Source organism: Granulicella sp. L56, assembly GCF_009765835.1.
Lineage (GTDB): Bacteria > Acidobacteriota > Terriglobia > Terriglobales > Acidobacteriaceae > Edaphobacter.
Window position 1 is genome coordinate 132,662 of the sequence record NZ_LMUS01000001.1, and the last position, 20,711, is coordinate 153,372.

Here is a 20,711-nt window from a genome sequence, read left to right on the forward strand (position 1 = left end):
GAGGGCCCAGCCAATTGGCTGGGGCCCTCTTACGTTTATGTCAGTCGCCGAGCGACACTCACGCAACAGATTCTTTGAAGTACTGCAAAGAATGCTGTAAGCCTTGACGAAGGCTTATCTTAGGTTCCCAACCGAGAAGCGTCCTCGCTTTCGTGATATCAGGGCAGCGACGGGTTGGATCGTCCTGCGGTAGAGGCTTCGACACAATCTCTGTCTTCGCGCCGGTAACTGCCAACACCTCCCGCGCGCACTCTAGAATGGTCCACTCATCAGGATTTCCAAGATTGACGGGCAAATGCTCCTGCGAACCAGCAAGGAGAATAATTCCATCAATAAGGTCGGAGACATAACAGAAACTGCGCGTCTGCGAACCATCTCCATAGATGGTCAGCGGTTCGCCGCGAAGCGCCTGTGACATAAAATTCGAGATCACGCGCCCATCGTTGACCTGAAGGCGTGGGCCATAGGTGTTGAAGATGCGAACAAGGCGCGTGTCAACGCCATAATAGCGGTGATAAGCCATCACGACAGACTCGGAGAAACGCTTTGCCTCGTCGTAGACAGATCGTGGCCCGATAGGATTGACATTACCCCAATACGTCTCAACCTGGGGATGTACCTGGGGATCGCCATAACACTCGGAAGTGGAGGCATGAAGATATCCAGCGCCGTACTTCTTCGCGAGGTCCAGTGTATTGACGGTGCCTGCTGAACCTACAGAAAGAGTTTCAATGCCCAGGCGGTGGTAATCGACAGGACTGGCGGGCGAGGCAAAGTTGAAGACGAAATCTACTTTGCCGAGGTCGAACGGTTTGCAAATATCCTGCTCTACAAAACTGAAATTCGGTTCCCCTGCAAGTTGGCTGAGGTTGCTTGTAGTCCCTGTGCAGAGATTGTCTACGCCAATGACATCATTCCCCTCGGCCAGCAAGGCATCACAGAGATGTGAGCCCAGAAACCCGGCGGCTCCGGTGACAAGAATTCTTTGCGGCATTAATCTTTTGTTACCTTTCTTTACCTGGCAGCAACCTCTCGGCAGACCTGAGGCCAGTCGCTTATCAAAGAGCGGATTGTTACTCCATCGAAAGAACAGCTTCTCTTACAGGGTACGAAGCTGGCCGTCCAATGCTGAGATAAGTGAATCCATGCTGCGTCACGACATTGGGGTCATAGAGATTGCGGCCATCGATGATGATGGGATAGCGCATGACCTTGTTCAAGCGATCGAGGTCCAGAGCAGCAAACTCCGGCCAATCCGTCAAGATCAACAAGGCATCGCTATCCTGGGCCGCCTCATAGGCGCTGTTCGCGTAATGAAGATGCGAGGTGGCAGGAAGCACCTCCTGGGTGCGCTTCATCGCGGCAGGATCGAAGGCCGTGACCGAGCAGCCCTCCGCGAGCAACATCTCAACCAGCTCGATCGCCGGCGATTCACGGATGTCATCCGTCTCCCCTTTGAAGGCCAGGCCAAGTACGCCAATTCGCTTGGTGCGCAGCGTCCACAAAGCCGACCGGACCTTTGCGAGAAAACGCTTCTTTTGTTGAACGTTAATCTTTTCAACCTCGCTCAGGAGATTGAAATCGATGCCCATCTGCGCTGCCACAGAACGGAAGGCCGCCACATCTTTTGGAAAACAGGAGCCTCCATAACCGATGCCGGGACGAAGGAACTTGGGGCCAATACGGCTATCCAGCCCCATCCCGAGGGCGACCTGTTCCACATTGGCATCGGTAGCCTCGCATAAATTTGAAACAGCATTGATAAAGGAGATCTTCAATGCAAGAAAGGCATTCGAGGCATGCTTGATAATCTCAGCGCTCTTGGTTGAGGTAAGCAGCAGCGGAGGAGGCTCCGCGGGGCTGCAGGGGCCTTCAATGGCGTCCGACCGCTTATAGTATTCCCCGCTCGTCAGCGGAGCATATATCTCCTTCAGCAACGCCGCTGCTTTGTTGCTGTCAGCTCCTACGACGATGCGGTCAGGATGAAGAAAATCGGCGACGGCAGTCCCTTCGCGAAGAAACTCAGGGTTTGAGACGACATCGAACAGATTGCGGTCAACCCCATTGCGCTCAATCGCACGCCGCACCCATTCGTTGGTATAGACGGGAACGGTGCTCTTCTCGACAATCACCTTATAGCCCGTGATGGAACGGGCAATCTCGCAGGCAACCGCCTCGACATAGGAGAGGTCCGCATCGCCAGTCTCGCTCTGAGGGGTTCCTACCGCGATAAAGATGGCCTCACACTCGCGGGTTGCCTCGCCGAGATCGGACATAAACCGAATTTTGGTATTACGGTAGCGCTCAAGGAGTTCCGGGAGATAGTTCTCATGGATAAGGGTATCCCCGCCTTGCAGGGCCGCAACTTTGCGATCGTCGTTATCGACACAAATAACGGTATGTCCCATCTCAGCAAAGCAAACCGCGGCAACTAGGCCGACATATCCCGATCCCACAACGGCAATTTGAATGTTCTTATTCATAATTCGATGAAAGATCCCTCAATATTTCTAAGAATATCTGGTTTACTGAGTTTTGGCATGAATTGACGCCGTCAGGAATTGCTCTTCTATTTATACAAAGCAGGTAATCAGTCTTCCTTACGGAAGTCACACTCTAGTAGACTACAGGGAATGTCTTTCCAAAATACGCAGCCTTCGCCTGGCGGAGACGTCACGGGGAACACTCCACCCGGATTTAGCACGGCCGCCGCAGACAACACATTGTCCGAAGCATTCCTCACGCTTAAAAAGCGGCGCTGGATCGTCATCGCGGCTGTGCTGCTTGGCTTTGTCTATGGAATTTACAAGGCAAAGACACAGCCGAAGCTGTACGACGCCTATGGACAGATCCAGGTCAGGTCAGGCTCCTCTAACGAATATCGCCTGGATGCCGCACAGGCAATGACGGGAGGCACAGACACCGCCTCAAAGATGTTGACCGAAATCCAGATACTCAAGAGCGACTCCTTGATGTTGACCGTTGCCCGCGAGATGGATTTGGCGAACAACCCGGATTTCCTCGAAGCAAAGGGGCCGATCGCACATAGCGTTCTCGATAATCCCTCCGTACGCCAGGCCACGGTAGGCAGGCTGCAACAGAACCTGCATATCACGCTGGTCCCAAAGACAGAGATTATCAATATCAGCTACAGCAGCTTGAACGCAAAGCTGGCTGCTGACATCGTGAATAAGGTCATCTCGGCCTATATTCAGCGCAGTTATGAAACAAGGTTCGCATCGACCCAGCGAGTCTCCCAATGGCTCTCGAGCCAGTTGGACGACTTGAAGCAGCAGGTAGAGACATCGCAGGAACAGATGATGGACCTGCAGCGGCGTTTAGGAATCCTGGGATTCGATCCAAGCCACAATCAGATCGCCACCTCCCTGGAGGACCTTTCCAAAGCGGCGGGCGTAGCAAAGCTCGCGCGCATTATTGCGGAGTCGAGATATCGCGTTTTGAACGGTATGGATCCGGACTCGGTGGAAAGTTCTATCGACTCCGGGCCTGGAGTCGCTCCTACGGAGTTGAACCAGCTCAGGACACAGCTTGCCGCAGCAAGGGCAAATTACGCTCAAATGGAAGCGACCCTTGGCCCCAATCATCCGCAATCCAAATCGATCAAGGCGCAAATCGCTGAACTCACGAGCGCGGTGAATAAGGAACAGAATCGCCTGTTGCTGCAAGCGAAGGAAAACTACGTTGTAGCTCGCGCCAACGAAGACCAGACCAATGCCGCTCTTGAGTCTCAGAAGGCTGACGCCTATAAGCTGAGAGACGACCTCATCGAATACACGTTGCGCCAGCGAGAATATGAGGCGAACCGGACTCTCTACGAAGGGCTCCTGCAGAAGCTCCGCACTGCCGGCGTCGAGGCCGGACTTGAATCGATGGAAATTGATATTGTCGATCAGGCGTTGCTTCCGGCCAACCCCACGCTTCGGTCAGGCTCGAAGATCGTTCTGGTAGACGTCATCATTGGCCTGATTGGCGGGATCATCATCGCCTTCCTGATGGACAGCCTGGACACCGGACTTCGTACGATTGCAGAGGTTGAAAGTGTTACAGAGCTGCCGTCGCTGGCCGTTATCCCGCGATCCCGACGGACTTCGGTGGAACAGGGCGCTTCGCTAACAGCAGCGCAGAAGAACCTAGTCGTGTTGTCGCAATCGAAATCGCAGTTTGCCGAATCGTTCAGAGCACTGCGAACCTCACTTCTTCTGTCCACCGCGGGCCATCCTCCTAAATACATTCTGCTTACGAGCGCCACCCCCTCTGAAGGCAAAACAACTCTCTCCACGAATCTGGCCTGCATCCTTGCGCAAGGGGATGCTCGTGTTCTTCTCATTGACGCCGACCTTCGCCGGCCCAGCGTTCACCACCGCTTTGGAATGAGCGGCAAGATCGGGCTGACCACCGTTCTTACTGGAGCAACTTCTCTTGAAAGCGCCGCACAGAATGTCCCTGAAGTTCCAAATCTGGATGTTCTGCCGGCCGGCCCCATGCCTCCTTTCCCAACCGAGATGCTGAGTTCGGAGGCCATGGATTCCCTACTTCAGCGCTGTGGCGATATCTATACGCATGTGCTGATCGATACGCCGCCCATTCTTTCCGTGACGGACGGTGTCATTCTCGCTCGGCATGCGGATGCAGTGGTCCTGGTCGTTCGCCATGGAAAATCAAGCAAACATGTGGTGCGCCGCGCACGCGATCTTCTGGTACGGTCAGGAGCTCCTTTGACCGGTATCGTGCTCAACGCAGTCGATCTGAACTCTCCTGACTACTATGGCTACTACGGATATTCAGGCTATTCCTACTCCAGTGCTGACTCTGGAAGCTGGGAGCCTCAAGCTACACCAGCAGGTAAAGACCGCAGGCCAGGGGAGACTGAATGATGAAAAAACAGAATCATCCCAGCCAACTTAACAGCAAGGAACCGTCGCGGCTCCATGTCATCCTAAACAGGTCGATTCTGGCTGCCATGCTCTTCGCTCTGAGCCTTTATCCCTGCGTGGTGAAGGCCCAGTTCAGCGGCCCTGCGGTCGGCATCACGGAACCGGTCAATCCGGAAGTGACTCCAACCACCGATGCCGCAATCCTGTATCCCGACGGCCGGGACATCATCTTGCGGCAAGGTGATCTGCTAACAGTCCATCTCTATGGAATGACGGATTACGAACCCTCAGCCCGGGTAAGTCTGGACGGTACCGTCCAACTTCCACTGATCGGCCGGTTGCATGTCGAAGGGCTCACGGTACACCAGGCTGAAAGTCTGGTTGCCGCACGGCTGACGAGCGCGGGCATGTACCGCGATCCTCAAGTGACGATTCAGCTCACAGAAGCGCCCAGCCATACAATCACGGTAACTGGCGAAGTACATAGCATTATTCCTGTGGAAGGCCAGAAGCGGCTGTTTGATATTCTGGCGGCAGCCGGTGGTTTGCCTCCAACCGCAAGTCATATTGTCACCATCGACAGGCCGGGGCTCTCCCAACCTATCGTTGTAAATCTCGGCACCGATCCCGCCAAAAGTGCCAGCGCCAATATCCCTGTCTTTTCTGGAGATACCGTCATTGTCCCTCGTGTGGGCGTCGTCTATCTTCTCGGAGCGTTCAAGCTTCAAGGCGCGATCCCAATCCAGGAGAATGCACCGCTTACGCTCATGCAGGTGGCCGCTCTTGGAGGAGGCACCGGATACCAGGGGAAGTTACACGATCTGCGAATTATTCGCACAGAAGGCCTCAATCGCAGAGTAGTTAATGTCGATATCAGCAAAGTTATGGATGGAAAGGCTCCCGACCCTGTATTGCAGGCAGACGATATCGTTCTTCTGCCGACCAGCGCAATGAAGGCGGCCATCAAGGGCGGAGGAATTGGCACCCTGGTGGGCATTGGCTCTCTCTTGATTCTCGCTGCTGAACGATAGTGATTGAAAACGACTTCGTGTACTTGGCCGTATTGATTCCGTGGAGACCGATCGCAGCGTCTCTTCCTCGATAACCGACGACGGAAAAACATGACCAAAAAAGTGAAACTTGCTTACCTGGTAAGCCACCCAATTCAATATCAGGCCCCTTTGCTGCGACGAATCGCGCAAGAGCCCGACATCGAGCTGACCGTATTCTATGGCTCCGATTTTTCTGTTCGGGGCTACAAGGACGAGGGCTTCGGTGGAATAGGAGTGAAGTGGGACATCCCTCTTCTGGACGGCTATCATCACGAATTTCTTCCCGTTCTTCGCGACAACGCCACGGTAAGCGTAGCTCGCCCGCTCAACTACGGCATCTTTAAACGGCTGCGCGGAAATAAGGACGAGGCCCCCTTTGATGTCCTATGGGTGCACGGATACGCGACGGTCAACTCGCTTCACGCAATGCTCGCGGCCAAATCCCTCGGCATTCCCGTGCTTCTGCGCGGAGACATGTGGTTGAAGGACCGCCCGCGAAGCCCGGCAAAATTGGCGCTCAAGACATTCTTCTTCCAGATATTGAAACACCTCGTCGATGGAGTTTTATCGGTCGGCACCTTGAACGCAGCCTACTGGCGTCATCATCTGGGCAATGATTTTCCTCAGTTCATGATGCCCTACGCCGTCGATAACGATTATTTCCAGCAACGCAGCCGCCTAGCACCGGGACAGCGCAACGAGCTTCTCAGCGAACTCAATCTGGACCCGACTCGGCCCGTTATTCTCTTTGCCTCAAAGCTGCAAAAGCGTAAACGCTGCGAAGACTTGATCGAGGCCTATAAGAAGCTCTCTCCTGCGCCTGGGATCGAACCACATCCTTACCTTGTCATTGTTGGCGACGGAGAAGAACGAGCAGCACTCGAAAGACAAGCGGCCGAAACCGGGTTCGGCGGAATCCGCTTCTGCGGGTTCCGAAATCAGTCGGAGCTGCCTCGCTTCTTCGATATTGCAACGGTATTCGTTTTACCCTCCCGCCATGAGCCTTGGGGTCTCATCGTAAACGAGGTCATGAATGCGGGACGTGCCGTCATTCTCTCTGACGACTGCGGCTGCCAGCCTGACCTCATTACGGATGGCGTCGAAGGCTGTGTCTTTCCAGTAGGAGACGTCGACGCTCTCACGTCCGCACTTCACAGAGTGCTGGCGACGCCCGAGACTGCAACCCAAATGGGACAACGAGGATTGGAACGAATTAACCATTGGAGCTTCGAGCAGGATATTCAAAGTTTGCGTCAGGCACTTGCGTACACCACTCGCAGGATCACCGCCTGATGTCGCACCCACTCGTTCCTTTTACCAAAGGATCGCCTGCTATGCTCCACAAGAACGGTGAATGCTGATGCGTATTCTTCACGTCATGGGAACCCTGGATCCTGCCGCCGGTGGCCCCTCTCAGTCGGTTCGGGTGCTGATGAGCTATGCGTCTATCGGCTACGTCGGTGAAGTCGTAACGCTCGACGACCCGGAATCGCCCTGGCTGAAAACCCTCAACTTCCCTGTGCATCCGCTCGGCCCCGTCAGCTCGACCTACGGATACACCAAGCGGCTCGTTCCGTGGATCAAGGCCAACCGCCATCGCTTCGACGGCGTTGTGGTGAATGGGCTATGGCAATACTGCGGGTTGGCCGCAAGGCGCGCTCTCTCCGGAACGAATACACCGTATCTGGTATTCACTCACGGCATGTTGGACCCGTATTTCAAACATGCCTTTCCGCTGAAACACGCAAAAAAATGGCCCTATTGGCTCTTGTCGGAGTACTGGAACCTGCGAGGTGCGAATCGCGTTCTCTTCACTTCGGAGGCAGAGAAGCATCTAGCCGAGGAGAGCTTTTGGCTGCATCGCTGGAATCCCTACGTGGTTCCCTATGGCGCAAAGGGACCCGCAGGCGATCCGCAGGCATTGAAGCAGACCTTCTTCGATCAGTGCCCACAGGTGAAAGACAAGCGCTATCTCCTTTTTCTGGGGCGCATCCATCGTAAAAAAGGCTGCGATCTTCTCGTCGATGCCTTTGCCAAAGTAGCTGCCGACGATCCCGACCTGAATCTGGTGATGGCTGGCCCCGATCAACAGCAATGGAGCACCGACTTGCAGCAGACTGCTGCCAGCGCAGGCATCGCAAACCGTATCCACTGGCCTGGCATGATTACAGGCGATGCGAAATGGGGAGCCTTCTATGGCGCCGAGGCCTTCATCCTGCCATCACACCAGGAGAACTTCGGGATTGCTGTTGCCGAAGCGATGGCGTGCGGCACGCCCGTGCTCCTCTCCGACAAGGTAAACATCGCTGAAGAAATTGCCAAGGATGGCGCAGGATTTATGGAGCCGGACACTCTCGACGGAACGCTGCGCCTGTTGCAACGCTGGATTGCAACGTCATCGCAAGATCGGCAGCGGATGGCAGAGCAGGCACAGCGCAGCTTCAATCAGCGTTACGATATGAAACAAACGGCAAGGACGATCATTCGGCTATTCGAAGAAGCAACCCACCGATCTTAAGATCGCAGAAGACCATGCCCAGACAGATTCACTACAACGCGAACGATCATATCTCAGCAGAGACTGCTGCTGATCCCTATCTCCGGCCGGCCTTTTCCACTGGCAATCGGATGCGCCGCGTCGTTTGGAATATCTGCCGCATCCTTCTCTATCAAACATCTCCCAGACCCTTCCATTCGTGGCGCTCTTTTCTCCTGCGGTCCTTTGGCGCGACCATGGGGCCCAACTGCCACTTCTATCCGAAGTCGAAGGTATGGGCGCCGTGGAACCTGATCTGCGCCAATCAAGTGACAGCCGCCGATGGAGCAGAGATCTATAATCCCGCTCCCATCACCTTCGGCTCGCACGCCATCCTTTCGCAGGATGCCTATATCTGCGGCGCAACCCATGACTACGATGACGTCGCCTTTCCCCTGCTGGCTTACGCCATGGAGTTCGGCGCCTATGCGTGGATCTGCGCCCGTGCCTCCGTGGCCCCGGGAGTCAATGTGGGAGAAGGAGCGGTGCTTGGGCTAGGCTCCGTTGCGACCAGAGACCTCGCCCCATGGACGGTCTACGCGGGAGTTCCCGCCGCCAAAGTTAAAGAGCGGAAACAGCCCTGAGGCTTCCTTTGAAAGGAAGCCTCAAGCCTCTGACAAATTCAAAAAGTAGTCGAAAAATGACCTAGCTGCGGAGCTTCGCCAGAAGGTCTGTCGGATGGACCGGCTTGGCCAGGATCTCAAATTCGTGGCCCTGGGTGCGCGCTTTTTCAAGTAAGTCCGCCGTTGCCGCCTGCCCGGAAAACAGCAGGATCTTGCACTTCGGCAGCTTGTTGCGCGTAATAATCGCGGCTTCGATTCCGGTCATGCCGGTCATGATGACATCGCTGATGAGCATGTCGGGCTGAAAGCTGTCGAGCGATTCAAGCGCCTTCTCGCCACTGAATACAGCACGCGCCTCAAAACCCTGCTGGTTCAGGATGATCGCGAGAGTGTTGGCAATCACCTGTTCGTCATCGACGACAAGTACTCTGGGCTTCGGCGTAGTGGTGGATGTCGAATCTGCCATGCTGTATGTCCTCAAATCAAAAAATCAATGTTTCGTTGTAAATGCAACTGCGCCAGCTTGCTTTTACTTTTTGTCTATAAGCTAATGATACGCTGACCGCAGCATTGAGACACGGGCGAACCGCCTGAATTCAAGGATCAGATTCAATAATATTAGAAAAAAATATGCAGCCAGTGATCATACGTGCCGAACAGGTCGAGAAATACTACCCGCAGCCGAGCGAGAACCGCATCCAGGTCATCTCCCCAACTGACCTGTCGATCTCGGCAGGCGAAATTGTAGCGCTCCTCGGCCCCTCCGGCTCAGGAAAATCGACCTTGTTGCGTATGTTGACAGGACTGTCAGCTCCCTCCGCAGGCGTCGTTTATTGGCACGAAAAGCCAATTGCCAGCGCTGACGTCAATGTCTCCATCGTCTTTCAAAGCTTCGCGCTCTTTCCGTGGCTCACTGTCCTTGAAAACGTCGAGGCACCGCTCAAAGCACGCGGCATGGAAGCAGCCGAAAGACGCAGGCGCAGCCTCAAAATTCTCGACACCGTCGGTCTCGATGGCTTTCAGGCGGCTTACCCGAAAGAGCTTTCCGGAGGAATGCGCCAGCGAGTTGGCTTTGCTCGCGCTCTGGTCGTAGAGCCGGAGGTCCTTTTCATGGACGAGCCTTTCTCCGCGCTGGACGTCCTGACAGCCGAAAACCTCCGCAGCGAACTGCTGGAGCTTTGGCAGAAGAAAACGATCCCCACCAAGGCCATCTTTCTCGTCACCCATAACATCGAAGAAGCGGTCCTGCTGGCTGATCGCATCATCGTTCTGGGCCGCAATCCGGGCCACGTACGCACCGACTTCAAGGTCTCGCTCTCTCACCCCCGCGACCGCAAGACAGCGGCCTTCACGCAGTTGGTCGACTACATCTACAAAGTCCTCACCCAACCCGAAACCAAGCCGCCTGCATTGCCGCGCCTCGGCGAAAAGCCAGGCCGTAACCAGCGCCAGATGCACTACCAGATGCTGCCTCACGCCCGTCCCGGAGGCATCGCCGGCCTGCTAGAACTTGTGCTGGACCACGAAGGCAAAGACGACATCTATCGCCTGGCCGACGATCTGGCCTTCGAGATCGACGACCTGCTACCCATCGTCGATGCCGCACAGCTACTGGGCTTTCTCACCGTGACCGAAGGCGACGCAGCCATAACACCTACTGGTGCCGAGTACGCCAACTCCGAAATCCTTCGCCAGAAAGAGCTCTTCCGCACTGCGGCATTAGAGAACGTGCTTCTTCTCCGCCAGATTGTGCGCGCACTCGAAGCCAAGAGCGATCGTTCTGTTCCCGAAGAGTTCTTTCACGACATGCTCGACGAGCAGTTCAGCGAGGACGAGACCATCCTGCAACTCGAGACCGCCATCAACTGGGGCCGTTATGCAGAACTCTTCGACTTCGACGTATCCCGTAGAAGATTCATCCTCCCCGAGAAGCTCAATGAGACAGAGCACGAGAGTTCCGCGGAGATCGATGCATGATCAACCTGCCGGACAGCTTCAGCAATAACCGCGGCAGCCGCGAAATCTTCGCGCGCTCGCAGGTGCTCAAACGCAGTTGGCCCTTCGTGCTCGACCTGGGCGTCGCAGGCCTCGGCCTCGCCTGCTTCTACGGCGTCATGCAGATTGCGAAGTACTGGTTCGGTCATCCCGAGCCGCAGATCATTATTTCGTTGAGCCCTCGCGCCCTGCCTCAGTACGCTTTTTATTCTGTCGTTCGCATCGGCCTTGCCTACCTGCTCAGCCTCGTCTTCGCAGTCGGCTACGGCTACGTCGCCGCCTACAGCAAGCGCCTGGAAGCCTTCATGATCGCCGGCCTCGATATCCTGCAATCAATTCCGGTGCTCAGTTTTCTTCCCGGCGTCATGCTCGCCATGGTCGCACTTTTTCCTACGCGCCAGATCGGCCTCGAGATGGGTGCAATCGTGCTCATCTTTACCGGCCAGGTATGGAACATGGCCTTCAGCTTCTATTCCTCCATCAAGAGCATTCCCCGCGAGCTCAGCGAGGCTTCGAAGATTTACAAATTCTCCCGCTGGCAGCGCTTCATCCAGCTTGAGCTTCCCTACTCCGCCATCGGTCTGGTGTGGAACTCGATGGTCTCCGTAGCCGGCGGATGGTTCTTCCTCATGGCCTGCGAGATGTTTGTACTGGGTAAGCACGACTTCCGCCTCCCCGGTCTCGGCTCTTACCTCCAAACGGCGGCAGGCGCTGGAAATTACAGGGCCATCGCCTGGGGCCTGCTCACGATGATCGCGATCATCGTGGCCACCGATCAACTGATCTGGCGACCGGTCATCGCATGGAGCAACAAGTTCAAGTTCGAGCAGGTCGAGACGACGGCGCGTGTCAGTTCTCCGCTGCTGCACCTGTTCCAGCACTCCCGCGCACTTCGCAATCTGAAGAGGCACACCGTCGTTCCGTTGTCGGAAGGGGTCTACCGCCATCTGGCGAATGCTCGGAAGGAGCGCCTGGCCCGCCAGGTTGCCAGCGATTCCTCTGAAACCTCCCCGCGAGGCAAGCTCGCATCATGGCTGCGTGTCTTGCTCGTAGCTCTCGCAGCGGCTGCGGTGTTTTATGCAGCGTGGCAAGCGGTCGGTCTCTTGCGGCAAGTGCATCAGGGCCAGTTCGGCGAAATCCTGAAAGGTGCGATGGCAACCTTCCTCCGGGTCAACATTTCCCTTGTACTTGCCGCTGCATGGACGATCCCCGCGGGAGTCGCCATCGGCTTCAATCCCAAACTCGCACGCATCGCGCAGCCCTTCGTCCAGGTGGTAGCCTCCATCCCTGCGCCTGCGCTCTTTCCGGTAATTCTGCTTGCGCTCATCAAAATCGGCGGCGGCCTCGGAATTGGTTCCGTCCTATTGATGATGCTTGGAACCCAGTGGTATGTGCTGTTCAACGTGATCGCAGGGGCGATGGCCATTCCCTCCGACCTGCGCGAAGTCTCGACCCTTTTCCGTTTCACCACCGTGCAGCGCTGGCGCACCGTCATCCTTCCCGGCATCTTTCCTTATCTGATTACCGGCATGGTGACTGCGTCAGGCGGTGCATGGAACGCCAGCATCATCGCGGAGTACTTCAGCCTCAACAACCACACCTATCAGACGGTGGGCCTCGGAGCCGTCATCAGCGCTGCAACCGACAGCGGCCAATTTCATATTCTGCTGCTGGCCACCATCGTCATGGCGCTGATGGTCGTCACCATCAACCGTCTGGTGTGGCGTCCTCTTTATCGTCTCGCCGAGACTCGCTACAAGCTCGAAGGTTAACCGTCAACGACCAGGCACCGCAGGCTGCTTGCGAAAGGCAAAGACGATTGCCAGCAGCGGCGGCGCCAGCAGCACTCCCCAGAACGGGATGACAATGCCAAGCACAATCGGCCCAAGAAACGCCGCCCACCACGGGACCTTCGTCGTCCGGTGCAGGATGTAAGGGCCAATCACGAGCCCTTCGAGAATGACGATCACGCCGTAAAGTCCGAGAACTAGTCCTAATCGCCACTCGTCATGCCCGCTGAAGGCGACAGCCAGCACCGGCCCAATCAGGGCGATCATTCCGCCGAAGGTAGGAATGATCTGCAGCAGGCCGCCCAGGACCGCCCACAGCGGCGCAAAGGGAACATGGATCAACTCCAGCCCAATCAGCCATAGCACGCCGACGATCAGCGCATCGAGCGTGGCCGCTCGCCACCAGTTCACCAGCGCGCCGCCAGCCGTCTTCAAGTGAGTGCCCAGATTGCCGTTCCCTTGCTCCATTCCAACCTCGCCCTCGTAGGATGCATCTGACCTGTTGAGACAGAACTATAGCGCAGACGCACTGGACAAGAACGCAGCGTCCTCTGTTGCGGCTTCCCTTTTCGACAAATTTGAAGGAGTAACACCATGGCCGTAATGATGCAGGCTTTCTATTGGGATGCCCCGAAACAAGAGAAGAAAGAAGGCGAGTGGTGGAACTTTGTCGCCGAAAAAGTTGAAGATTTAGGCAAAGCTGGCATCAACGCTTTATGGCTGCCGCCCGTCTCCAAAGCCTCCAGCAACCTCTCGATGGGCTACGACCCTTACGACTACTTCGACCTCGGCGACTTCGACCAGAAGGGCGGCGTCAAAACCCTCTTCGGCAACCGTGCCGAACTTGAAGCTCTGATCGCCAAGGCGCATGAGCATAACATCGGCCTCTATGCCGACATGGTGATCAACCATAACTCCGGTGCCGACGAGGAGGAAGTCAATCCGCTCGACGGCCAGAAGCGATGGACGAAGTTCAACCCGAAGAGCGGCCGCTTCCCTCGTGACTGGAACTGCTTCCATCCCAGTCGTTACGAGCGCGTCATGATGCCGGACGAGGAGAACTACGCCGGCTTCCCTCATCTTTGTCATCGCAATCCCGTTGTCTATAGCGCAATGTTCGACTATGCGCGCATGCTGATTGAAGAGCTGGGCTTCGACGGCTTCCGCTTCGACTTCGTCAAAGGCTTCGGCGCGTGGATGATCGGAATCCTCTCAAAGTATCGCTACACCAAGGACGGCAACGAGTTCATGCCCTATGTCGTCGGTGAGTACTGGTCTGGCGCCGAGGACATCAGTGCGTGGATCGACAAGGTCAACGCGCTTACCGACAACCAGATCTCCGCATTCGACTTCGCCCTGCGCTACAAGCTGAAGGACGTCTGCGATACCCCGAATTACGATCTGCGCAACCTGACCGATGACGGTGCCGTGGTGATGAAGCGGCCCATGCACGCGGCCACGTTTGTCGACAATCACGATATGGGCGACAACGTCATCGTCAACGACAAGATGATGGCTTATTCCTTCATCATGGTTCACGAAGGCTATCCCTGCATCTTCTGGTACGACTACTACAACAACGAATTGGCGCGTCCTGGAACGCCCAATGGCATCGATGCGTTGATACAGGCGCACCTGAAGTATGCCGGTGGCGACACTCAGATCCTTCACGCCGATCCTGACCTTTACATCATGCAGCGTGTCGGCTGGAAGGACGACAGCGGTGAGCTGCCGGGCCTGATCTATGTGCTCAACAACCTCGGTAATCAGTGGTCGGGAACGTCGGTGAAGACGCAGTGGAAGAACCAGAAGTTCGCGCCAATCGCCTGGGATGGACACGATACGGCCCATCCCAACGAGCGCACTACCGATGGCGACGGCAACGCCGAGTTCCCTGCACCGCCGCGGGGCTTTGCCATCTATGCTCCGGTCTAATCTACCAACGACAACAAACGGCGATGCTATCTTTACTGGCAATCAGCCTGCTATCTTTAACATATGAAGTTCGGCGTTCTGGTCTTTCCCGGCTCCAACTGCGATCACGACACGCATCATGTGGTCGATGCCATTGCTCAACAACCGGTCACCTATCTCTGGCACGCCTCTGAAGACCTTCAGGGCTGCGATGCCATTCTTGTTCCCGGCGGTTTTGCCTATGGCGACTATCTGCGAACCGGTGCGATTGCCCGCTTTGCGCCGGTGATGCAGGCGGTCAGCCGCTTTGCGCGCAACGGAGGGCTGGTGATGGGCATCTGCAACGGCTTCCAGATCCTGTGCGAGGCCGGTCTGCTGCCCGGAGCGCTGATGCGCAATGCCAGCCAAAACTACATCTGCAAACAGACCTGGCTGCGCACCGAGACCGCAGATTCTCCCTTTACTCATGGACTCTCCAAGGGCCAGGTGCTACAGATGCCCATCGGCCACATGGAAGGCAACTACTTCTGCGACGCGGAGACGCTGGCGGAGTTGAAGCAGCAGGACCGCATTGCCTTCCGCTATGCCACGGCAGAAGGTGAGATCACCGCTGCGGCCAATCCTAATGGGTCACTCGAGAACATCGCCGGTGTTCTGAGCGAGGGGCGCAACGTCCTCGGCATGATGCCGCATCCTGACCGCTCCAGCGAGACGCTGCTGGGATCGGCAGACGGTTTGCTGCTCTTCCAGTCGATGGCTCAGTCGCTGGCCGCAGCACAGTAGTGACCACCAATCGGGTACGATGGTAACCTAGCTGCGATGATCGATATTCACCATCACCTTCTGTGGGGCCTTGACGATGGGGCAACTAGCGTCGAAGCTTCGCTGGCCATGGCCAGGATGGCGACTGCGGACGGCATCACCCACATTGTCTGTTCCCCTCATGCGAATGCGGAATATGACTATGATCCAGAAGGGGTTGCCGCCCAGATCGCAGAGCTGCAACAACTACTGGACAATGAAAAGATCGCACTGAAGCTGGGACGTGGATGCGACTTCCACCTGTCGTTCGACAATATCGAGCAAGCTCAGGCTGAACCTGCGCGGTACAGCATCAACGGGCTGGGCTATCTGCTGGTCGAACTTCCCGATTATGGCTTGCCGACCGGGCTGTCCGAGGTCTTCTACCAGATGCAAATTGCCGGCATGACGCCGATCCTGACGCACCCGGAGCGCAATCGGACGCTGCAGGCGGACCAGTCGCGGCTTTTGGAGTGGCTGCGCGGCGGCCTGCTGGTTCAGGTGACGGCAGGCTCTGTGGTGGGCCGCATGGGCAAGCGCGCCCAGAAGATGGCTCACGAGCTGCTGGCAAACCATTGGGTCCACTTCCTCGCCACCGACGCGCACAACACAAGCTCGCGGCCTCCGCTGATGCGCGAGGCATTTGAGGTGGTGGCGAAGAAGTATGGGCCGGATTATGCCCATCTGCTGTGCAACTCGAACCCCCTGGCTGCGTTTATGGGCAAGTCGATGCCGCCCCAGCTCGAACCGCTCAACCTGTATGCGGAGTTCAAAGATAAGAACTGGTGGCAACGGCTGACCGAGCGATTTGGCTGATAGTCAGTACCCCACCCCCCGGGGTACTTTGCGGATTAATTCTTTTGAATCAAAGGTTTAGGAAGAACAATCTTCGCAAAATATTCATTTCTGACAGTTTACGGGCAAAATATTGTTTCTAAAGGAGTTAGGATCACTCCTCTGGCTGAGTCTCATCTGTTTTTTCACAGTGTTTTAAGTTTAGCGAATTGATAGAAACTGTTTTGCAGTTTTGGCAAATTTATTTTTAGCTACGAAGTCGCTTATTTTGTGTAGCTTGAGCCAACTTTCTGGATGGGGCGGGGCTTGACAGGTCGTTTTGCTGAGTTTTTGGGGATTGGCCGCTTTTGGGTAAATGGCAACTGTTTCCTGCGGGTGTGGCCTGCGAGGACAGAAGAAACGCAGATTCCCTTCGGGAATGACAACAAAATAATGACAACAAAATAGGGCAAAAAGGATGCGATAAAGAGCTATGCCTATCGGAGAATTGCTATAAAGCCTGGCTCTACCTAGCTGCAAAGGCAACCGCAAAGGCGGAGATCCTTCGCTTCGCGCCAGATGACAAGCGTAAAACAAGCACCAACTGCGATAGCAATTGCTAAAGCCCGAGGCCGCCGTCAACAGCGATGAGTTGGCCGGTGATGAAGTGGGGGGCGGTGGCGAAGAAGCGGGCTGCGGCGGCTACGTCTTCGGCGGTTCCGTTGCGCTGCATCGGGGTCTTGCGAGCAAAGTGCTCGTAGGCCTCGTCGACTTCGCCCTGAACGATCATGCCGGGGGCGATGCAGTTGACGCTGATCTCTGGAGCCCATGCCTTGGCCATCGTCTTCGAGAGCATGTGCAGGGCGGCCTTGGAGGTACAGTAGTGGCCGTGGGTGGCCCAGGGGTGCAGACCGCCGAGCGAGCCAATGTTGATGATGCGACCCCTCGCAGCGCGCAGATGAGGATGGGCGGCTTTGGCCATCAGGAAGGGTGCGCGGGTGTTGGTGGAAAACATCTCGTCCCACTGCTCGACCGAGATCTTCTCAAGGGCTTCGGATGCGAAGAGGCCGGCGTTGTTGACCAGCACATCGATCTGCCCGAACTCTTCGATGACTGAGATCACGGTTTGCTCGATGCTCTGGGGATCGCGTAGATCGCAGCGGACGGCAAAGGCATCCACATCGTGGTCGGCGATCGACTGGACCGTAGCCTCGGCCTCAAGTTGCGAGCCAAGGTAGGTGATGGCGACATTCGCTCCGCTTTCAGCAAGGGCGAGCGCGATGGCGCGGCCAATGCGCTTGGCGCCCCCGGTGACGAGTACCGTCTTGCCGGAGAGAGGCTTGTCCCGATCTGCCAGAGGAGCGGCCACGGTCTAGAGCTGGGGCACAGGAGCGGTCTGTGCGGGAGCGGCAGGTGGTGGAGTGGGCTGCGTGGGACGGACCTGCTCCTGAACGCCGGGCTTGCGCTCCGCTGCCTTGCCGGTATTGTCTTGATATGCCGAGACCTGCGCCTGGGGACGCAGCATGGAGACGGCGATCTCCTTGCTCGGCTGGTCAATGACGAAGTCCTGCCCATAGGTGGCGAAGCCGTCGGCGATGACCTGCACGCGAACGGTACTGCCGGTAGGAATGACGTCAATGACGGCCTTGCCGTCCGGGTCGGTCTTGACCTCAAGACTTCCCAGATCCTTGCCGTCTTTCGAGGGGTTAAAAACCACGCCCGCGTTGGGGATAGGCTTGCCGTTATATTCCTTGGTCACCTGGACCTCGATGTGCGAGGTCGGTGGTGGCGCCTTGTATTTGCGGCCACGGTACTGGCCGAAGCCCTGAGTGGAGGCGAGGAGCGCAATGCATGCGACAAGAACGAAGAAAGACCAGACCGTGCGACGTGACGACATGGCGTTATTCTACGACGTTGAGGGCTGAACCGTGAATCCCATGTGAATCCCCGAGGCGGGGAAAGAGGTTGCCGCAATGCTTGCGTGACTTTCACTCACATTTCATCGAAGCAGGTTGACAACCGGCGGGCGGCTGGCCTATCGTTAGCAATCGGAAGGCTTGAGTGCTAACGAGCGTTTTGCTCCTCTTTGCGACGGCCGATTCCAACTAATTTTCGTGAAGTTCGCTGGGGAAGATACCAGCAGGCTCATGCGATAGCACTGCGGACGGTGAACTCCGTCTGCGAAATCACAACCGGCTCGCAATAACGTTCGCAACCAATTTCGTAACAAGGAGATGTAAGCAATGTCGAAGTCATCATTTACACCGTTGCACGACCGTATCCTGGTCCGCCGCATTGAAGAGGGCGAAAGCATCCGTGGCGGCATCATCATTCCGGACTCCGCAAAAGAGAAGCCACAGCAGGGCGAAGTCATCTCCGTCGGCAAGGGCAAGTCGAACGACGAGGGCAAGGTATTCCCGCTCGATGTGAATGCTGGCGACAGCATTCTGTTCGGCAAGTACTCGGGCACGGAGATCAAGCTGGACGGCGAAGAGTTTCTGATCATGCGCGAAGAAGAAGTCCTCGGCATCCTCAAAAAGTAGCACTTCGTGCCGTATACCGCGGCTTTGCCGCCTAATCGGCGCTTCGCGCGCCTTATTTAAAACACTTGATTGGTCGCTGACCAAAATAGGAGCAACACAATGGCAAAACAGATTCTGCATGGAGAAGATTCACGTCAGGCTATCCTGCGCGGCGTCAACATTCTAGCCGACGCGGTGAAGGTAACCCTCGGTCCCAAGGGCCGCAATGTCGTCATCGAGAAGAAGTTCGGCTCGCCGACGATCACCAAGGACGGCGTTACCGTTGCCAAGGAGATTGAGCTCTCGAATCCGATTGAGAACGTCGGCGCACAGCTCGTCAAGGAAGTTGCTTCGAAGACCTCGGACATCGCAGGCGACGGCACCACAACCGCTACGGTTCTGGCCCAGGCCATCTTCCGCGAGGGCGTCAAGACAGTTGCGGCTGGTGCGAATCCGGCTGCACTGAAACGCGGCATCGACAAGGCTGTAGAGGCCATCATCGGCAAGCGCGATGAGAATGGCGTGGTCGTCGGCGGCGCCCTGGCCAAATTCTCCAAGCCTGTGACCGGAGACATGATTGCCCAGGTCGGCACCATCTCGGCCAACTCGGACCACCAGATCGGCGAGATCATTGCTGCGGCGATGAAGACTGTCGGCAAGGATGGCGTCATCACGGTCGAGGAGTCGCGCACGATGGAGACGCAGCTCGAGACGGTTGAGGGCATGCAGTTCGATCGCGGCTACCTGAGCCCGTACTTCGTCACCGATGCGGAGCGGATGGAAGTTTCGCTCGAGAACCCCTACATCCTCATCTATGAGAAGAAGATCTCTTCGATGAAGGACCTGCTTCCCCTGCTCGAGCAGATTGCGCGCACCGCGAAGCCGCTCGTCATCATCGCCGAAGATGTTGACGGTGAGGCACTCGCGACTCTCGTGGTCAACAAGCTGCGTGGCACGCTGAACGTTGCTGCCGTCAAGGCTCCTGGCTTTGGCGATCGCCGCAAGGCGATGCTTGAGGACATTGCTGTCCTCACCGGCGGCAAGGCAGTGACCGAGGACCTCGGCATCAAGCTGGAGGGCGTCAAGATCGAAGATCTCGGCACCGCCAAGCGCGTCACCATCGACAAGGACAACACCACCATCGTCGATGGCGGCGGAGATGGGTCCAAGCTCGAAGGCCGCGTGAAGGAGATTCGCGCTCAGGTCGAGAAGACCACCTCCGACTATGACCGTGAGAAGCTCCAAGAGCGTCTCGCCAAGCTGGTTGGCGGCGTTGCTGTCATCAAGGTCGGTGCAGCTACCGAAACCGAGATGAAGGAGAAGAAGGCACGCGTCGAAGATGCGATGCACGCAACCCGTGCGGCTGTTGAGGAAGGTATCGTCCCGGGCGGCGGTGTTGCCCTGATTCGCTGCACCTCGGCTGTCGATGCGCTCATCAAGACCCTTGAGGGCGATGAGAAGATCGGTGCGAACATCATTCGCCGCGCGATCGAAGAGCCGCTTCGCACCATCGTCTCGAACGCTGGCGAAGAGGGCGCGGTTGTTATCGGCAAGATCCACGAATCGAAGGACGTCAACTTCGGCTACAACGCCGGAACCGGTGTCTACGAGGACCTGGTTGCTGCCGGTGTCATCGACCCGACCAAGGTGACGCGCACTGCTCTGCAGAACGCGGCCTCCATCTCGGGCCTGCTGCTCACCACCGAAGCCATCATCGCCGACATTCCTGAGAAGAAGGAAGCTCCTGCGGGCGGCGGACACGGCGGCGGTATGGACGGCATGTACTAAAAACTGCTGCTATTCGAGAGCGAACAAGAGCCCCGGAGCAATCCGGGGCTTTTGCTGTTTAGCTTCATCCCACATTGAAAG

18 protein-coding genes are annotated in these 20,711 nt (G+C 56.6%); 12 read left to right on the forward strand and 6 right to left on the reverse strand.

Annotated elements, in window-relative coordinates:
* Positions 1–58 precede the first annotated feature (58 nt).
* Complete coding sequence (locus GSQ81_RS00550) at positions 59–994, reverse strand: UDP-glucuronic acid decarboxylase family protein (RefSeq protein WP_158908812.1); 936 nt, start codon at positions 992–994, stop codon at positions 59–61.
* A gap of 79 nt (positions 995–1,073) precedes the next feature.
* A complete protein-coding gene (locus GSQ81_RS00555; RefSeq protein WP_158908813.1) occupies positions 1,074–2,483 on the reverse strand; it encodes a UDP-glucose/GDP-mannose dehydrogenase family protein in 1,410 nt (469 codons plus the stop codon).
* A gap of 150 nt (positions 2,484–2,633) precedes the next feature.
* On the opposite strand from GSQ81_RS00555, the gene GSQ81_RS00560 reads away from it, so the two are divergent.
* The 5 genes from GSQ81_RS00560 (at position 2,634) to GSQ81_RS00580 (ending at position 9,067) form a co-directional block, all read left to right on the forward strand.
* On the forward strand, positions 2,634–4,895 hold the full coding sequence (locus GSQ81_RS00560; protein ID WP_158908814.1) for a polysaccharide biosynthesis tyrosine autokinase: 2,262 nt from the start codon (positions 2,634–2,636) through the stop codon (positions 4,893–4,895).
* Positions 4,892–5,926: a polysaccharide biosynthesis/export family protein gene (locus GSQ81_RS00565; protein WP_158908815.1), complete on the forward strand. Its 1,035-nt coding sequence runs from the start codon at positions 4,892–4,894 to the stop codon at positions 5,924–5,926. The genes GSQ81_RS00560 and GSQ81_RS00565 overlap by 4 nt, the downstream gene beginning before the upstream one ends.
* 90 nt (positions 5,927–6,016) lie before the next feature.
* Positions 6,017–7,240, forward strand: a complete 1,224-nt coding sequence (locus tag GSQ81_RS00570; protein WP_158908816.1) for a glycosyltransferase family 4 protein — start codon at positions 6,017–6,019, stop codon at positions 7,238–7,240.
* A gap of 61 nt (positions 7,241–7,301) precedes the next feature.
* A complete protein-coding gene (locus GSQ81_RS00575) occupies positions 7,302–8,465 on the forward strand; it encodes a glycosyltransferase (protein WP_254059908.1) in 1,164 nt (387 codons plus the stop codon).
* Between the two features lie 14 nt (positions 8,466–8,479).
* On the forward strand, positions 8,480–9,067 hold the full coding sequence (locus tag GSQ81_RS00580; protein WP_158908817.1) for a putative colanic acid biosynthesis acetyltransferase: 588 nt from the start codon (positions 8,480–8,482) through the stop codon (positions 9,065–9,067).
* 61 nt (positions 9,068–9,128) lie between these two features.
* Here the strand turns inward: GSQ81_RS00580 and GSQ81_RS00585 are convergent, their stop codons facing one another.
* Positions 9,129–9,512, reverse strand: coding sequence for a response regulator (locus tag GSQ81_RS00585; RefSeq protein ID WP_158908818.1), 384 nt, complete (start codon positions 9,510–9,512; stop codon positions 9,129–9,131).
* Between the two features lie 164 nt (positions 9,513–9,676).
* On the opposite strand from GSQ81_RS00585, the gene GSQ81_RS00590 reads away from it, so the two are divergent.
* The gene (locus GSQ81_RS00590) at positions 9,677–11,023 is read left to right on the forward strand and encodes a nitrate/sulfonate/bicarbonate ABC transporter ATP-binding protein (protein ID WP_158908819.1); all 1,347 of its coding nucleotides are present in this window, start codon (positions 9,677–9,679) and stop codon (positions 11,021–11,023) included.
* Complete coding sequence (locus GSQ81_RS00595; protein ID WP_158908820.1) at positions 11,020–12,813, forward strand: ABC transporter permease subunit; 1,794 nt, start codon at positions 11,020–11,022, stop codon at positions 12,811–12,813. Before GSQ81_RS00590 ends, GSQ81_RS00595 begins: the two co-directional genes overlap by 4 nt.
* Before the next feature lie 3 nt (positions 12,814–12,816).
* Here the strand turns inward: GSQ81_RS00595 and GSQ81_RS00600 are convergent, their stop codons facing one another.
* Positions 12,817–13,299, reverse strand: coding sequence for an AI-2E family transporter (locus GSQ81_RS00600; protein ID WP_158908821.1), 483 nt, complete (start codon positions 13,297–13,299; stop codon positions 12,817–12,819).
* Positions 13,300–13,425: 126 nt separating this feature from the next.
* Between GSQ81_RS00600 and GSQ81_RS00605 the strand changes: the two genes are divergently transcribed.
* The 3 genes from GSQ81_RS00605 (at position 13,426) to GSQ81_RS00615 (ending at position 16,362) form a co-directional block, all read left to right on the forward strand.
* Entirely contained in the window at positions 13,426–14,766 is a 1,341-nt protein-coding gene (locus tag GSQ81_RS00605; RefSeq protein ID WP_158908822.1) for an alpha-amylase domain-containing protein, read from the forward strand.
* A 63-nt stretch (positions 14,767–14,829) separates the two neighbouring features.
* Positions 14,830–15,528 (forward strand): phosphoribosylformylglycinamidine synthase subunit PurQ, encoded by a 699-nt coding sequence (purQ, locus tag GSQ81_RS00610; RefSeq protein WP_158908823.1) that lies wholly within the window; start codon positions 14,830–14,832, stop codon positions 15,526–15,528.
* A gap of 36 nt (positions 15,529–15,564) precedes the next feature.
* On the forward strand, positions 15,565–16,362 hold the full coding sequence (locus GSQ81_RS00615) for a tyrosine-protein phosphatase (RefSeq protein WP_158908824.1): 798 nt from the start codon (positions 15,565–15,567) through the stop codon (positions 16,360–16,362).
* A gap of 577 nt (positions 16,363–16,939) precedes the next feature.
* Here the strand turns inward: GSQ81_RS00615 and GSQ81_RS00620 are convergent.
* Positions 16,940–17,689: an SDR family NAD(P)-dependent oxidoreductase gene (locus GSQ81_RS00620; protein ID WP_254059909.1), complete on the reverse strand. Its 750-nt coding sequence runs from the start codon at positions 17,687–17,689 to the stop codon at positions 16,940–16,942.
* 3 nt (positions 17,690–17,692) lie between these two features.
* Positions 17,693–18,217: a hypothetical protein gene (locus GSQ81_RS00625; protein WP_158908825.1), complete on the reverse strand. Its 525-nt coding sequence runs from the start codon at positions 18,215–18,217 to the stop codon at positions 17,693–17,695.
* 346 nt (positions 18,218–18,563) lie between these two features.
* Here GSQ81_RS00625 and groES point away from each other — a divergent pair, with 346 nt between their 5' ends.
* Positions 18,564–18,863, forward strand: a complete 300-nt coding sequence (gene groES / locus GSQ81_RS00630) for a co-chaperone GroES (protein ID WP_158908826.1) — start codon at positions 18,564–18,566, stop codon at positions 18,861–18,863.
* Positions 18,864–18,962: 99 nt separating this feature from the next.
* Positions 18,963–20,630 carry a chaperonin GroEL gene (groL, locus tag GSQ81_RS00635; RefSeq protein WP_158908827.1) on the forward strand — a complete coding sequence of 556 codons (1,668 nt, stop codon included), beginning with the start codon at positions 18,963–18,965 and terminating at the stop codon, positions 20,628–20,630.
* Positions 20,631–20,711 lie beyond the last annotated feature (81 nt).

Bases quoted from the DNA above. Each gene is read 5' to 3' on its own strand.
- GSQ81_RS00550 (WP_158908812.1), bottom strand. From the start codon at position 994: ATGCCGCAAAGAATTCTTGTCACCGGAGCCGCCGGGTTTCTGGGCTCA.
- GSQ81_RS00585 (WP_158908818.1), bottom strand. From the start codon at position 9,512: ATGGCAGATTCGACATCCACCACTACGCCGAAGCCCAGAGTACTTGTC.
- GSQ81_RS00570 (WP_158908816.1), top strand. From the start codon at position 6,017: ATGACCAAAAAAGTGAAACTTGCTTACCTGGTAAGCCACCCAATTCAA.
- GSQ81_RS00615 (WP_158908824.1), top strand. From the start codon at position 15,565: ATGATCGATATTCACCATCACCTTCTGTGGGGCCTTGACGATGGGGCA.
- GSQ81_RS00560 (WP_158908814.1), top strand. From the start codon at position 2,634: ATGTCTTTCCAAAATACGCAGCCTTCGCCTGGCGGAGACGTCACGGGG.
- GSQ81_RS00625 (WP_158908825.1), bottom strand. From the start codon at position 18,217: ATGTCGTCACGTCGCACGGTCTGGTCTTTCTTCGTTCTTGTCGCATGC.
- GSQ81_RS00605 (WP_158908822.1), top strand. From the start codon at position 13,426: ATGGCCGTAATGATGCAGGCTTTCTATTGGGATGCCCCGAAACAAGAG.
- GSQ81_RS00600 (WP_158908821.1), bottom strand. From the start codon at position 13,299: ATGGAGCAAGGGAACGGCAATCTGGGCACTCACTTGAAGACGGCTGGC.
- GSQ81_RS00575 (WP_254059908.1), top strand. From the start codon at position 7,302: ATGCTGATGCGTATTCTTCACGTCATGGGAACCCTGGATCCTGCCGCC.
- GSQ81_RS00590 (WP_158908819.1), top strand. From the start codon at position 9,677: ATGCAGCCAGTGATCATACGTGCCGAACAGGTCGAGAAATACTACCCG.
- GSQ81_RS00580 (WP_158908817.1), top strand. From the start codon at position 8,480: ATGCCCAGACAGATTCACTACAACGCGAACGATCATATCTCAGCAGAG.
- groES (WP_158908826.1), top strand. From the start codon at position 18,564: ATGTCGAAGTCATCATTTACACCGTTGCACGACCGTATCCTGGTCCGC.
- GSQ81_RS00595 (WP_158908820.1), top strand. From the start codon at position 11,020: ATGATCAACCTGCCGGACAGCTTCAGCAATAACCGCGGCAGCCGCGAA.
- purQ (WP_158908823.1), top strand. From the start codon at position 14,830: ATGAAGTTCGGCGTTCTGGTCTTTCCCGGCTCCAACTGCGATCACGAC.
- groL (WP_158908827.1), top strand. From the start codon at position 18,963: ATGGCAAAACAGATTCTGCATGGAGAAGATTCACGTCAGGCTATCCTG.
- GSQ81_RS00565 (WP_158908815.1), top strand. From the start codon at position 4,892: ATGATGAAAAAACAGAATCATCCCAGCCAACTTAACAGCAAGGAACCG.
- GSQ81_RS00555 (WP_158908813.1), bottom strand. From the start codon at position 2,483: ATGAATAAGAACATTCAAATTGCCGTTGTGGGATCGGGATATGTCGGC.